The organism is Enterococcus sp. E5-37, from assembly GCF_035726925.1.
In the GTDB taxonomy this organism is placed as follows: domain Bacteria; phylum Bacillota; class Bacilli; order Lactobacillales; family Enterococcaceae; genus Enterococcus_B; species Enterococcus_B faecium.
This window is the reverse complement of the sequence record NZ_JAPMLG010000001.1, coordinates 103698-118606: the sequence shown is the minus strand read 5'-3', so window position 1 is coordinate 118606 and position 14909 is coordinate 103698. Positions and strand designations below refer to the sequence as shown.

The window sequence follows — 14909 nt, the reverse complement described above, 5'->3', positions numbered from 1 at the left end:
GGTGGAGTAAATGTCAAAAAGAGTGCATAACAAAAAAGGATAGAAACGACTAGGCTGCTACTTGGGTTGTTCTCTTCTACAGGAAAACACTCTTCTAACAGGTAAGATATGAGTCTTTGTTTTCTTTAAAATGATTCATTTTCTATCTTTTCTTGCATAAAATTCTTTAATTTATCAATACTTCTCTTTCCCATCTCTAGTTGTTCTCCATTTGCAAATGTTACTATTTCGTTTACTCTGCTAATAGATGTGATGTTTTCAGTATTAATGATATAAGCTTTTAAATCTTTACATAAATACTCATATTCGAGTGATTTTTTATATTTTTTAATTGTGCCGTTTACGAGAATCTCTTCATCTTTCAATACTAGGCCTATTTTATTTTTATAACCTGGCATGCTCATTAGATAAAGGATTTCATCGTAATGGACATAGTGATCGCTATTACCATAACGGACAGTTGTCCACCTTTTTTTCGTAGCATGTTGAACAGGATAGTTTTCTTTTTCTTTCAATAAGTAACTTTGGATGCTTTTTTTATTTTTTTCATAAGTGAATTCTTTTATCAAATAACCACTAGGCGTAATCTTTCGATTAATAACAGTTATTGCTTTATTCGGATGAGACGTTAGATAAACAATTTTACACTTTTCATTCTTTTCTCTAAGCATTTCGCCTAGTTCGATACCGCTATAATAGGCGTTCAAATCGATGTCTAGGAAAAAAATATCTGAGGAATAGATTTCATTATTTTTAATGAATTCAACAAATTGTATAACGTTCAATCCCTGAACGATCTCAAATTTCCAAGGACTTAATAAAATTCTGGATTCTTCCAAAATTTCTACTAGCATTTTTTCAAAAACCAAACTATCATCCAAAATAAATATACGCGTTACCATAAAAAGTACCTCCACTCGATATTTTACTATCAAAATCATTTCATACAACTTTTCAACATACATGTTAGGAATAAATTGTAATTCTCTTCACAATCTTTTCCAACACCTTTGAAACCGATATCAAATACTTTCAGGATGCTGCTTCTAAAATAAATATCAAACAAATGAATACATCATGCAAAAAAAGCCAGACAACCGACGTCCTTGCGTGTCAGCTGTCTGAGCTATGTTTATTTATTTTGTTCTTTTAAAAAGAACGATACACATACTGATTTTTCGGAGCAGAGACTTTCTCAGCGTTTGTAACAACTACAGATGGGATTTCACGCTTGAATGGTTGATAATAGTCTGATTGGATGGTTCCTTCTATTTTATACCATTCATCATTTTTAACCGTTACTCCTTCCGGCATATGCGTCAACAAACCAAAGACTCCTGAATCTGCCACACAATGGATAATGCCGAATCGGAACAAGAAGATATCTGTATTGCTATCGTTCGGTGTTTGGTAAACAAATCCTTCATAGCTGATTTTTTTGCCAATGAATTCGCTAGGGTAATTATAAATTAGCTCCATAACTTCTAAATAGTTTTCATCTGTGATCTTGATAGTTTGCTTATCCCCATACTTTTCTTTCAACTCATTCATTTGGTCTAAGTAGTCTGATTTGTTGAAATAAATACTGGTATCCGGCTTTAAGTATTGTGTCTGCATCTCCGGATCCCCTACTGATTCTTTACTTACTGGGAAATTAAATCCTTTGGCTTCTACGATCGTAGTGTCGAGACTAACTGTTGGAAACAACGTCCCCACGATTACTGGCAAAGCTAGCAGTACATAAGCGATTCCACGTTGATAAGGTTTTGACAACCCATGGTCATGATCGTGCTCGTGTGCCTTGTCCTCTGCTTTTCCGTTTTTGACCCACAAATACAGCTGAACTAAAGCCAAAAGAGCAGATAAAATCATTGAAAGAATAGCTAAGTAGCGATAATGGACATTGATATATTGATCGAGTTTGCCAGAAACTTGCAAGTACATCATCAATTCGAAATACCCAGATAAAATCAAAAACCGCAGCATATTTTTCCTCCTAAATAAATAATGTGAATCCAATAACGCTAAGGGCAATCAGTCCGATCAGCGATAAAATAAAGCGTCCTGTAAAATATCGTTTCATCATCAGTAGATTTTTGATATCGACCATTGGGCCAAAGACCAAAAAGGCAGCTACAGGTGCTGTGCCGAACAGACTTAACAAAGAAGATCCTATAAACGCATCTGCTTCTGAGCAAAGAGACATCGTAAAGGCCAATAACAGCATGATGATAATGGCTAAAATCTTTGTTGAGCCGAGCGTTAGCATAATTCTAGTTGGTAAATAAGTCTGCATCGCAGCTGCGATTAATCCGCCAATGATCAAATAACGACCTGTATCAAAAAATTCGTCGATTGAATGTGTCAACACATGCCCAGTTTGATGGATCAGCTGATTTTTTGGTTCATTCTTCTCACTTTGTTCTTCTTCATGGACATGATGATGGTGATTTTCTGCTACTTTAGACGTGATTTTTTCTTTCAATACAGCGTCTTTTTGAAAATAGGCAAGCCAGACACCAATCACAAGGGCAACAAAAAAGCTGCCTATCACCCGCCAGCTTGCCATCTGCCAAGAATTGCCAAATGCGATAAAAGTGGAAAAAATCACGATTGGATTGATGATCGGAGCAGTCAGCATAAAAGCAAACGCTGTGTGAACTGGTACGCCTTTTTTAACAAATTGATGAACGATCGGTACGATGCCGCATTCACATGAAGGAAAGAAAAATCCTAAGATCGAACCAGTAAAAATAGAGAATATACGATTTTCAGGAAGCCATCTCTTCACACGTTCTGGGGTCAAAAATACTTGTAAGGCGCCTGAGATAAGACAGCCTAATAATACGAAAGGTAATGCTTCAATAACGATCGATAAGAAAATCGTACTCATCTGCAAAACCGAATTTGGAATAAAAGAAAACATGAGTTTCCTCCTTTTTATTTCTAGTTCATTCGCTTTGCAAATATACGCTTTTATTCAAAAAAAAACAAGTTGCTCTGTAAATTTTTACACAACTCTTATTTTTTACCAAAGCACTTCAATTGACTTTTTCTGTTATTCCCATTAAATTAAGGTCTCATACATATCACTTCTATCACAAAAGGGAGAATAAAAATGAAACAAACCACTAACTTGACTGAAGTTCAAGACATACTGCAACAATCATCCGTTGTCGTCGTTTATCTTTCGATGCCTAATTGCAGTGTTTGTCACGCTGTTCGTCCACGACTAGAAGAACTGCTCACACATTATGATATTCCGGCACTTCATTTGGATGCATTTGAAACACCAGAAGTAGCTAGTAAATTTGAAGTGCTGACTGCGCCAGTTGTCCTGATTTTTCATCAAGGAAAAGAAGTCTTTCGGCAAGCACGGTTCATCGACTTTAAAAAAATCCGTTATCTACTAGATGAACTGACAGCAGAAGATGATTCCCTTTCTTATGAAGAAATCTTCCGAACAAAATAATCGTTGTCCAAACAGAAAAAAGCGATTGAACAAGTGAAAGTTTTGCCTTCATTTGTTCAATCGCTTTTTATTTTTATTCTGCTGTATTTTCGGAATGCGCATTTGCGTCAGAATGCAAGAAATAGATCAAGGTTTGCAATTCATTCGTCAAATCAACATTTTGGATCAATACATCTGACGGAGCATTCAATCGAGCAGCGGTAAAGTTCAAGATTCCTTTGATTCCTGCTTCCGTTAACTGATTGACTACTTCTTGTGCTCTTTCAGCGGGTATCGTTAAAATTGCTACTTCGATTTGTTGGATCTTGATTTGTTCTGACATATCTTCCATTGGATAAACGGGGATACCGTCTACGATGCGCCCAACGATTTCCTCATTCACATCAAAAGCACAACTGATACGTATGCTATTACTTTGATGGAATTTGTATTTTAGTAAAGCACTTCCCAAGTTCCCTACACCGATCAGCGCAACATTTGTCAATTGATCGTCGTTTAATGTCTTTGCAAAAAAGTGCATAAGATCTTCTACATCATAACCATACCCACGTTTTCCTAATTCGCCAAAATAAGAAAAATCTCGACGGATCGTTGCACTATCTACTTGAACGGCTTCACTTAATTCAGTTGAAGACACTTTTTTCTTTCCAGCATTATTTAAAATCCTTAAATAGCGATAATACAAAGGCAGTCTTTTAGCTGTCGCCTTTGGAATAATATGATCTTTCACGAAATGACCTCCACGTATTGTCTAATTACATCTTTGATTTCTCCATCATAGCAGTATTTATAGGAAAAAATCAATTCCATTGCTCAGATATTGTGAAATTTTATTCTTTATTCATTTATTTATCATTTCTGCAAATCTCGCAGTATAATGGAATTTATGGTAGACTACTAATTGAAAAATAGTTTTTTATTTGAGGAGAATTCACAAAGTAGAAAAGAGGATTCCATGATATTATTACAAGCCAATCAGATTGCTCGCCATTTTGGTGCAGAAGTCTTATTTGAAAACATACATTTAGAAATCAGTACAGGCGCTCGTGTCGCTTTAGTTGGTAGAAATGGCGCTGGAAAATCGACTTTATTGAAGATCATTGCTGGAATTGAAGCACCTGATGAAGGAAAGATCGCTAAAAATAAAACAGCGACTCTCGGATACCTCGCTCAGGACACAGGACTTGATTCCAATGAAACAGTTTGGAACGAGATGCTGAAAGCTTTTGAACAAGTTAGACAAATGGAAGAGCGGATGCGCGAGCTAGAGATTTTCATTAGCGAAGGTACGCCAGACACACCTGCATATACTTCTTATTTAAAAGAATACGACCGGCTGCAACACGATTTTTCAGATCGAAACGGCTATGGTTATGAAAATGAAATTCGTTCCGTATTGCATGGGTTTAAATTCGATTCTTCATTTTATGATCAGAAAATCGATACTTTATCAGGCGGACAGCGCACTCGTTTAGCTTTAGCTCGCATGCTTTTGCAACACCCTGACATTTTGATTCTAGATGAACCAACGAACCATTTAGATATCGAGACGCTTTCCTGGCTTGAGAATTATCTGCAAAGCTATACTGGTGCATTATTGATTGTTTCCCATGACCGTTATTTTTTAGATAAAGTAGTCAATGAAGTCTATGAATTAAGCAGAAGAAAAATGCGCCATTACAAAGGTAACTATTCGAAATATCTAGATTTGAAAGCAGAACAGCTAGCAAGTGAATGGAAGGCTTATGAAAAGCAGCAAACAGAAATCCATAAATTAGAAGACTTCGTTGCTCGGAACCTTGTTCGCGCCTCTACCACAAAACGAGCGCAAAGCCGCAGAAAGACATTAGAAAAAATGGACCGGCTGGATCGTCCTCAAGGGGATGAAAAACAAGCAAACTTTCTATTCAGTATAGAAAAGCCTTCTGGAAATGTAGTCTTGCAAATCGAAGATGCCGCTATCGGATATGATAATGTCACCTTATCTGAACCAATCAATATAGATATCCGTCGTCAAGAAGCGATTGCTCTAGTAGGTCCGAATGGTATCGGGAAATCGACATTGCTGAAATCAATCATTCACCAGATCCCTTTTATCCGTGGAAAAGAAACGCTAGGGACAAATGTCACCATCGGCTATTACGATCAAGGTCAAGCTGATCTGCATACAAACAAGACGATCCTAGCAGAATTGTGGGATGAGCATCCTACCACTCCAGAAAAAGAGATTCGAAGTGCTTTAGGTGCTTTCTTATTTTCTGGCGAAGATGTAGAAAAACCAATCCCTCTGCTAAGTGGCGGTGAAAAAGCACGGGTTGCTTTAGCCAAGTTAGCGATGAACAAAGAAAACTTTTTGATTTTGGATGAACCAACAAACCATTTAGATATTGACAACAAAGAAGTATTAGAAAATGCATTGATCGATTATGACGGCACACTGCTTTTTGTTTCCCATGACCGATATTTCATCAATCGGATCGCGACAAAAGTCGTCGAACTCTCTGAAAATGGCAGCAAAGTCTATCTAGGAGACTATGATTATTATTTAGAGAAAAAGCAGGAAGAAGAAGAAATCGCCGAATTGTTGGCACAAGATGAGCCAGAATCTGCTCCTGCTCCCACGAACAAATCTGATTATTACCAAAGCAAAGAACAGCAAAAGCTTATCCGTAGCCTTCAACGAAAAATTACTCAGGTTGAAGAAGAAATGGCGCGGATCGATGAATGGATCGATCAGTTGGAACAAGAAATGGTCGCGCCAGAAAACCTGGAAGATCACGTAAAACTCAATGAGCTGAACCAAGATTTAGAAGCTGCTAGACAAGATCAAGAAACAAAATTGACGGAATGGGAAGAACTAAGCTTGGAATTAGAAGAATACGAGAATTAAAAGCCAATGGAAAGAGGTTGTGACAGCACTGTTGTCATAGCCTCTTTCTTTTTTATGCAGAAACATAGCGAAACCTTTCTCTTTTTCTTACTATTTTTCTCTACTGACAAAATAAACAATAATTTTCCGGCACAATTATTTGCTGTTTTTTACCATAACATAGTACGATCAACGTAGAAAAGGAGATGTTTTTATGAAAGTTGTTGTCATTGGCGGTGTAGCTGGCGGTCCTTCATTTGCCACTCGTTTCCGTCGATTGAATGAAGCGCACGAAATCATTATCTATGAACGCGGAGAAAATATTTCTTATGCAAGTTGTGCTTTGCCTTATTATTTAGGAGGTGTGATCACTGACCGTGACTCGCTGATCGAACGTACACCAGAAATATTGAAAACAAAAAACAACATCGATGTCTTTACTAAACACGAAGTAACAGCAATCGATCCTTCTACTAAGCGATTAACAGTTAAAGACCTATCCACAAATGAAGAAACAAAAACAGATTACGATAAGTTGATCATCTCTTCTGGTGCTAGACCAGATTATCCGGATATTCCCGGAGTTTTTGAAGCAGAAAACGGCTTTGTCCTCCGTAGTGTGACGGATGCGGATCGAATCAAATCGTTCCTTGAAGAAAAAAATCCACAACATGTCGTCATTCTTGGTGCAGGTGTTATGGGTCTGGAATTAGCTGAGAATTTCAAGCATCGCGGCTTAGACGTGACTTTAATCGATCAATTGCCACAAGTCGCTTTCCCTTATGATCCAGAAATTGCTGATTTAGTTTATGACAAATTGCTGAAAGAAGGATTAGCCGTTCATTTAGAAACAAGAGTTACTGAGATCCGTGATAAAGGTCGAGAAATAGTATTATCAGATGGCTCCGTCCTTTCTGCTGATATGCTAATTTTTGCTGTTGGTGTTTCTCCGAATAATGAAGTGGTGAAAGCAACCGGCATACAATTATCAGATACAGGCCAGATCATTGTTGATGACCAGTTACAAACCAATCTGCCGGACATCTATGCGATTGGCGATATTATCGAAACGACTAGTGTAGTGACTGGTCAGCCGATCCAAAGTATGCTTTCCAGTGCGGCCAATCGTCAAGGACATATGTTGGCAGATATTTTAAATGGTACGCCTATGCGCTATCGCGGATATATTGGTGCAGGTGTCGCAAAAATCTTTGATCATACAGCAAGTTATGCGGGAATGACAGAACATGCATTAAAAGCATCAGGCATAACAAATTATAAAACTGTTTTTATCACTCCTTTTGACCATGCCTATTTCTATCCAGAAGCTACAAGATTAAATCTAAAGCTGATTTTTGATGCAGATAGCGGTCGTATTTTAGGTGGACAAGCATTTGGAGAAAAAGGTGTCGATAAACGGATGGGAGAACTTTCTGTAGCGATCACCGGAAACTTGACAGTCTTTGATTTGCCTGATTTGGAGTTGCCTTACTCTCCACCGTATTCTACTACCCGTGACCCGTTGAATATAGCTGGTTATGTCGCAATCAATCAAATGACGAATATCGTAGAAACGATCAAAGCAAGTGATATACCCGAAAACGATTTGAAAGAAGCGTTCTTTTTAGATATACGTGAACCTAATAAAGCACCTTCTGGCAGTATCTCGGCAACAAAAAATATTCCAATGAATGAGTTACGAGATCGAATCAATGAAATCCCAAAAGATAAAAAAGTTTACATTACTTTCAGAAGAGGATTGAATACTTATACTTCTGCCCGAATCTTGGCAGGTTTGGGTATCAAAGCGATTTTGATTGAAGAATAAAAAAACGACCGCGGTGGGTAGCCGCGGTCTAGGAGTTATTTTTACTTGAGGAGTAAAAATGAAAAAGTATATAGGGTTGTTGGTTGGTATGTATATAGAATAGAAGATAAATGTGAAGAAATTGTGCATTATTTCTTCACATTTATTAGGTTATAGTTTAAGAAAGTTTAAACATTGCGCAATTTAATTATTTTAGCTGTTTCTTTTCATAAAAAAACATGTTGTGACTCTGAGACAAATCATAGTCCATAGTGATGTCTCTAGAGTAACTACGCCTAATATTACGAGGCATAATATTAATTCATCAGCACTAGTACCTAAACTAGCATCCCTTTCGAATATTTTTTCTTATATAATAAAGTTTGCTTTCACTCCTCTAATCTCACCAAATCGACTGGCTTGCGTTGTGTGATACTAGGAACTGATTTGTTTAGAACGACTTTTCTATTGTAATCATATTTTTCGCCATCCTCGTTGTCTTCTAATCCTTCAATGAATGATCCCTAATGTGTGTATTAAGTAATTTAATTTTTTTGTTCCTATTTATTTAACAAATAAATAATATAAAAGGTAAATAAAAAAGAGTGGATTTCTCCACTCCATGAAAAGCCGACTTTTTGGGACGCTTTTTTTTGCCAAGCCTCACATTTTTATAGCCAAACTTCTTTTGCGACTTGCTGCAATAATTGGATTTTCTTCCATTGTTCTTCTTCTGTTAAATGGTTTCCTTCTTCTGTTGAAGCAAACCCACATTGAGGACTGATACTTAGATTTTCCAATGGTACAAATTGTTGTGCTTCTTTTATTCGTTCTTTTATTTTCTCCGTATCTTCCAAATCTGGAAACTTAGAAGTAACTAATCCTAAAACAACTTTACTTTCTTTGTTACTCCAATGTCTTAAAGGAGTAAAATCTCCTGCTCGGTCAGAATCGTATTCCAAAAAGAAACCATCATAATTTGTTGAAAACAACTCTTCTGCAATGGGTTCATATCCACCGGAAAACAGCCAAGAAGAAGCGTGATTCCCGCGGCAGATATGTGTTGTGATCGTCAAATCTTCTGGTTTGTCTTCCAGTGCATTATTGATAATCTCTGTACAAATATGGGCCATTTCTTTCGGATCAATTCCTTTTTGAAGAAGTGCTTCTCTTTTAGTTTGATCAGCTAGAAACGCCCAATTTGTATCATCGAATTGCAGGTAACGGCAACCTTTTTCATAAAAAGCATGAATCGCTGCTTTGTAAGTAGAGGACAAGTCCTCATAAAAATCAGCTAGATCAGGATAAATCTCCTTGATTTTTGAAGAACCATCATTAGATAGAATCTCTTGTCGTAAAATCATCGTGGGACTAGGGATCGTTGCTTTTGCAACAAAAGTATCATCTGTTTCCACTACTTCTTTCAGAAAAGCAAAATCTTTTAAAAATGGGTGATTTGGATTGAAAGATAATTTATCTACTACCCGAATATTATAAGCTGGAGCTGCTTTTCCGTGGAATGTTTGATTATATCCAGTTTCTGGAACATAGCCTTCGATACCATTTAGTTCTTCTAAAAAATCAAGATGCCAAAATCCACGCCGAAATTCACCATCTGTAATTCCTTTGATGCCGACTGCTTTTTGGTCTTCCACTAATTTTTTTATTTCCTGGTCTTCGATTGCACGAAGTTCTTCTTTTGAAAGTAAGCCTTCTTGAACTTTTTTTCTTGCTTCTTTGATCGATTGCGGGCGTAAGAAACTTCCGACATGATCTACTGTAAATGGTCTATTTTTGCTCATTTCACTCACTCTTTTCTTTGTTTTTTTGTAAAAAAAAATCCTTTTACTAGCAAATACTAGTAAAAGGACGATTATACTCGTGGTACCACCTTTTTTCAGAAAAAACATTCTTTCTCTCAGCCTGACAATAAAATCAGTGGTCTTGGTAACGAAAGACTGTTCGTTTTTGCCTACCTTTCGACAAAAAATCCTCTAAGGCCATTTTCGACAGTCAACTTCTAGCTTTTTACACCAACCAAAGCCTCTCTTGAACCATTTTCTGTCTACTTTCCTTCTCATCGGATACTATTAGAATAAAATTAGAATAGCATGTTTGAAAGAAAAGTCAATAGGGAATAAGAACAAACAAAAACTAATTTGTTATTCTTAGTAATTGGTTTGTGGAATACAATAAAGCTTTTCTAATATGATAATTGTTCAGTCGTCCTTTCATCTTAGATCACTTCCTTAAAATGATCATACCCGTTTCAACCACATAAAAAAGGACTTAATTTTGAAAAATTTCCCATCAAAACTAAGTCCTTTTTATTATAGTTATACAAATTTGCTTATTTTCTCGCTATTTCCGATACATCTTGAATTCTAAGAATAGGTCATTATAGATGCCTAGGTATTTCGATCCTAGATCTTCGTAGACTTCAAGATGGGAGATCGTGTCATCAGATGGATAGAATTGTTCGTCCGACGAAATGTCTTTTGGCAATAACGCTTTTGCTTTTTCATTTGGTGTAGAATAACCAATATACTCTGCATTTTGTGCCGCATTTTCCGGTTCTAGCATAAAGTTGATGAAATCATAGGCACCTTCTTTATTTTTCACGGTTTTTGGCATAACGATATTATCAAACCAAAGATTGGAACCTTCTGGTGGGATTACGTAATGTAAATGTTCATTTTCCCACATCATATCGGCAGCTTCGCCAGAAAATGTCACTGCCACGGAGGCTTCTTCATTGATCATATACATTTTGATCTCATCTGCCACGATTGCTTTGACATTTGGCGTTAAATGATTCAATTTATTTGCTGCTTCTGTCAGCTGTGCCATATTCTTACTATTCAAAGAATAGCCTAAACTATTCAAAGAAAGCCCCATAACTTCTCGTGCACCGTCAATCAGCATCAAACTGTCTTTTAATTCCGGCTTCCACAAATCATCCCAATGCTTAATTTGATCTGCATCAAAGAATTTATCGTTATATACGATCCCTAAAGTTCCCCAAAAATATGGAATCGAATACTGATTATCTGGATCAAAATCCAAGTCTAAAAATCGTGGATCAATATTATTTAATCCTTTGATCTTCGAATGATCTAATGGAAGTACTAGTTTTTCTTTGATCATTTTTTGGATCATATATTCACTTGGTATAGCGATGTCGTAGTTTGTCCCACCTTGCTGGATTTTTGTGAACATCGCTTCATTAGAATCAAATGTTTCATAATTCACTTTGTATCCATATTCTTTTTCAAATTTCGTGATCAGACTAGGATCGATATAATCTCCCCAGTTATAGATGGTAAGTACCTTTGCTCCACTCATGCCACTTGTTTTTTCAAGTTGACGAACACCAAGCAGCAACACCGCAATAATGATGAGAATACCTAAAAACAGAGATTGTAATTTTTTCATCGCAGCCGTGCCACCCCCTCGCGTACTCTTCTGTTTTTCTTCAGCCGTTTTGGACGGTTTTCTTTACTAATGAAGTAGTATCCAATGACCAATATCATGGAGAACAAGAAAACTAACGCACTTAGCGCATTGATTTCTAAACTGATTCCTTGTCTTGCACGAGAATAAATCTCTACTGAGAGCGTCGTAAAGCCATTTCCTGTGACGAAAAACGTAACCGCAAAATCATCAAGAGAATAAGTAAATGCCATAAAATATCCAGCTATGATTCCTGGAGAAAGATAAGGCAAAATGATATTTTTGACTACTTGGAAATTATTAGCACCAAGGTCTCTAGCCGCATCGACCATTGAATCGTTCATTTCCTGCAATTTTGGCAAGACCATCAAGACGACGATTGGAATGCTGAAAGCAATATGGGAAAGCAATACACTCTGAAAACCTAATCCGAATCCTAGTAGTGTAAAGAAAATCAAGAAACTAGCACCGATAATAACATCAGGAGAGACTAATAAGATGTTATTCATGCTCAACAACGCTGTCCGTGCACGTCGTTTCTTCGTGTAATAGATTCCCATAGCCCCAAATGTCCCGATGATCGTGGCGATCAATGCAGATAAGAAAGCCAGCATGAACGTATTCAATACGATAATGATCAAACGAGTATCTTCAAAAACAGCTTCATAATTTTCCCAAGTAAACCCTGTAAAGCTGTTCATCGTTCCTCCTTCATTGAAGGAATAAAAAATCAGATAGAAGATCGGTGCATATAAGAATAAAAAAACAATCCCTAAATAAAGATACGACCATTTAAATTTTTTCATTTATGAGCGACCTCCTTTTTTCTTCTCGCCTGTCAGGAGCATCACGATGAACATAGCAATGATTAAAATCACACCGATTGTAGAACCCATCCCCCAGTTTTGTGTAACCAAGAAATGCTGTTCGATAGCCGTTCCTAAAGTGATCACCCGATTTCCGCCAATCAGACGAGTCAGCATGAATAAAGAAAGAGAAGGAATAAATACTGCTTGGACGCCGCTTTTCACACCATTTAATGATAACGGAAAAATCACTCGTCGGAAGGTCTCAAAGCTATTCGCGCCTAAATCTCTGCTGGCACTGATCAAAGAAGGATTCATCTCTTCCAATGCATTGAAAATTGGCATAATCATAAATGGAATCTCGATATACGTTGCCACGAACAGAAAACTGAAGTCTGTGAATAATATCTGTTTCGGCCCGATCCCGATAAAATCAAAGAAATGATTCACGCTGCCGTGCACACTGAAAATTCCAATAAATGCGTAAGCTTTAAGCAGCAGATTCACCCATGTAGGCAAAATAATCAGCATCAGCCATAATTGCTTGTGCTTCAGTTTTGTTAAAAAATAAGCAGTCGGGTAACTGATGATCAGCGTGAAAAACGTGATCAAAAATGCATACCATACAGAATTGATCGTCATAGAAAGCGATGTCCCCGACGTAAAATAAGATAGATAATTATTCAGCGTGAATTGCCCATTCATATCAAAAAAAGATTGATAAATGATCATTAATACAGGCGCGATCACGAATAAACCGAGCCACAAAATATAAGGGACGGAATAGATCCTGCGCATTGTTTTCATTCTTGTCCCCCCTATTCTTCGTAGCTGTCAAGACGTGCATCGAATTCTTCTTCAGACTCGTTGAAACGCATGACATGGATATCTTCTGGCTCAAAGGCCAATCCTACTTTGCTTCCTTCTTTAGCTTTTTTCGTTGAATGGACCATCCATTCATTTTGCTGTTCATCATAACAGATGATTTCATAATGGACACCACGAAACAGCTGAGTATCAACCGTTACGACTAGTTTTCCTTTATCTGGTGTCGTGATCGTCAAATCCTCTGGGCGTAAAACAACTTCAACTGGTTCATTTAGACGCATCCCGCCATCGACACATTCAAATTGCTTACCAACAAACTCAACTAGATTATCTTCGATCATTACACCGTCCACGATATTGCTCTCCCCAACAAAATCAGCAACGAAATGATTGATTGGCTCATCATAAATATCTACAGGTGTACCACTTTGGACGATTTTCCCTTTATTCATGACAAAAATCTCATCACTCATTGCCAACGCTTCTTCTTGGTCATGAGTAACAAAAATAAACGTGATTCCTAATCGTTGTTGCAGATCCCGCAGTTCATACTGCATATCTGTACGTAGTTTCAAATCAAGCGCCGATAACGGTTCATCTAGTAGCAATACTTTCGGTTCATTTACAATTGCTCGTGCAATCGCTACACGCTGTCTTTGACCACCAGACATTTCACTGATCTCCCGTTTTTCGTATCCAGGAAGCTGGACCATACGCAAAGCATCTTTTACCTTCTTTTCGATATCTGATTTGGACATTTTCTTGATCTTCAATCCAAAAGCAACGTTATCAAAAACATTCATATGAGGAAAAAGTGCATAATCTTGGAAGACGGTATTTACTTGTCGCTTATTAGCTGGCAAATCATTCAACCGTTTCCCTTCAAAATAGATGTCCCCTTCTGTAGCTTCGGTGAATCCAGCTATAATACGTAGGATCGTTGTTTTACCACAGCCGGAAGGACCAAGCAGTGTATAAAATTTTCCTTGTTCGATCTCAAAACTTACTTTTTTTAATACTGTTTCATCATCATAGCGTTTCACTACTTGATCAAATGAAATGATTGGTTTCCCCACGTTTTTACCCCCTATATTACAAATATGATTGCGTTGCAACAATCAATACTTTTGTTCGTTTTTTGAGATGATTCCTTAATTGATGTTGTTTTGTCGCTTGATAATAGATCGACTGTCCTGCTTTTGCCACATAGACCGTCTCTCCTAAGCTTAACTCTAATTCCCCTTCTAATACAAAAATAAACGTTTCAGATAATGAAGGTTCAAACGTCTTATATTCTCCTGCACCTTCAAAAGTCAGCAAGACAGGCTCCATTTCTTTTTCATTCGAATCAGCCACGAGCCATTCCAATTCATACCCGTTTTCTTCATCAAAATAAACCGTATGATCTTCTTTTGAATAAACCACTTGCAGATTCGCTGCTTCTTGATGAAAAAATTCTTCTGGAGTCACACCTAAGACTTCAAGAATAGAAAAGAATGTTTCCATTGATGGTGAACTTAAATCTCGTTCCAACTGGGAAATATACCCTTTTGACAAATCTGTGCGTTCGCCTAGTTCTTCTTGTGTCAAATTCTTTTGGATGCGCAAATTTCTTAACTTCTCACCAATTTCCATAATTTCCTCCGAATCGAAGTTTTCTAATAGTAAACTTCC

Annotated in this window: 13 protein-coding genes and 1 other annotated feature; of the genes, 3 read left to right on the top strand and 10 right to left on the bottom strand. The window is 37.2% G+C overall.

What is annotated here, in order from left to right; genetic code table 11:
* Positions 1–125: 125 nt before the first annotated feature.
* The 3 genes from OS138_RS00545 to OS138_RS00535 form a co-directional block, all read right to left on the bottom strand.
* Entirely contained in the window at positions 126–902 is a 777-nt protein-coding gene (locus OS138_RS00545) for a LytR/AlgR family response regulator transcription factor (RefSeq protein WP_002325087.1), read from the bottom strand.
* Between the two features lie 247 nt (positions 903–1149).
* Positions 1150–1986, bottom strand: coding sequence for a TIGR03943 family putative permease subunit (locus tag OS138_RS00540; protein ID WP_325069579.1), 837 nt, complete (start codon positions 1984–1986; stop codon positions 1150–1152).
* A gap of 10 nt (positions 1987–1996) precedes the next feature.
* A complete protein-coding gene (locus OS138_RS00535; RefSeq protein ID WP_002287744.1) occupies positions 1997–2926 on the bottom strand; it encodes a permease in 930 nt (309 codons plus the stop codon).
* Between the two features lie 192 nt (positions 2927–3118).
* Here OS138_RS00535 and OS138_RS00530 point away from each other — a divergent pair, with 192 nt between their 5' ends.
* Positions 3119–3472 carry a thioredoxin family protein gene (locus OS138_RS00530; RefSeq protein WP_002323593.1) on the top strand — a complete coding sequence of 118 codons (354 nt, stop codon included), beginning with the start codon at positions 3119–3121 and terminating at the stop codon, positions 3470–3472.
* Between the two features lie 73 nt (positions 3473–3545).
* Here the strand turns inward: OS138_RS00530 and OS138_RS00525 are convergent, their stop codons facing one another.
* The gene (locus tag OS138_RS00525; RefSeq protein WP_002287746.1) at positions 3546–4202 is read right to left on the bottom strand and encodes a redox-sensing transcriptional repressor Rex; all 657 of its coding nucleotides are present in this window, start codon (positions 4200–4202) and stop codon (positions 3546–3548) included.
* Between the two features lie 225 nt (positions 4203–4427).
* On the opposite strand from OS138_RS00525, the gene OS138_RS00520 reads away from it, so the two are divergent.
* On the top strand, positions 4428–6362 hold the full coding sequence (locus OS138_RS00520; RefSeq protein ID WP_325069578.1) for an ABC-F family ATP-binding cassette domain-containing protein: 1935 nt from the start codon (positions 4428–4430) through the stop codon (positions 6360–6362).
* A gap of 193 nt (positions 6363–6555) precedes the next feature.
* Positions 6556–8169 (top strand): FAD-dependent oxidoreductase, encoded by a 1614-nt coding sequence (locus tag OS138_RS00515; RefSeq protein ID WP_002323591.1) that lies wholly within the window; start codon positions 6556–6558, stop codon positions 8167–8169.
* A gap of 650 nt (positions 8170–8819) precedes the next feature.
* Here the strand turns inward: OS138_RS00515 and OS138_RS00510 are convergent.
* From OS138_RS00510 to OS138_RS00485, 6 genes are all read right to left on the bottom strand, one after another.
* Positions 8820–9950: a 5-methyltetrahydropteroyltriglutamate--homocysteine S-methyltransferase gene (locus OS138_RS00510; RefSeq protein WP_002295032.1), complete on the bottom strand. Its 1131-nt coding sequence runs from the start codon at positions 9948–9950 to the stop codon at positions 8820–8822.
* A 60-nt stretch (positions 9951–10010) separates the two neighbouring features.
* Positions 10011–10238, bottom strand: a binding site (T-box leader).
* A gap of 271 nt (positions 10239–10509) precedes the next feature.
* On the bottom strand, positions 10510–11583 hold the full coding sequence (locus OS138_RS00505) for an ABC transporter substrate-binding protein (protein WP_002293464.1): 1074 nt from the start codon (positions 11581–11583) through the stop codon (positions 10510–10512).
* On the bottom strand, positions 11580–12407 hold the full coding sequence (locus OS138_RS00500; protein WP_002287036.1) for an ABC transporter permease: 828 nt from the start codon (positions 12405–12407) through the stop codon (positions 11580–11582). The genes OS138_RS00505 and OS138_RS00500 overlap by 4 nt, the downstream gene beginning before the upstream one ends.
* Positions 12408–13214 carry an ABC transporter permease gene (locus OS138_RS00495; RefSeq protein WP_002287038.1) on the bottom strand — a complete coding sequence of 269 codons (807 nt, stop codon included), beginning with the start codon at positions 13212–13214 and terminating at the stop codon, positions 12408–12410.
* An 11-nt stretch (positions 13215–13225) separates the two neighbouring features.
* On the bottom strand, positions 13226–14311 hold the full coding sequence (locus OS138_RS00490; protein WP_002287039.1) for an ABC transporter ATP-binding protein: 1086 nt from the start codon (positions 14309–14311) through the stop codon (positions 13226–13228).
* Positions 14312–14327: 16 nt separating this feature from the next.
* Positions 14328–14870 carry a helix-turn-helix domain-containing protein gene (locus OS138_RS00485; RefSeq protein WP_002287040.1) on the bottom strand — a complete coding sequence of 181 codons (543 nt, stop codon included), beginning with the start codon at positions 14868–14870 and terminating at the stop codon, positions 14328–14330.
* Positions 14871–14909 lie beyond the last annotated feature (39 nt).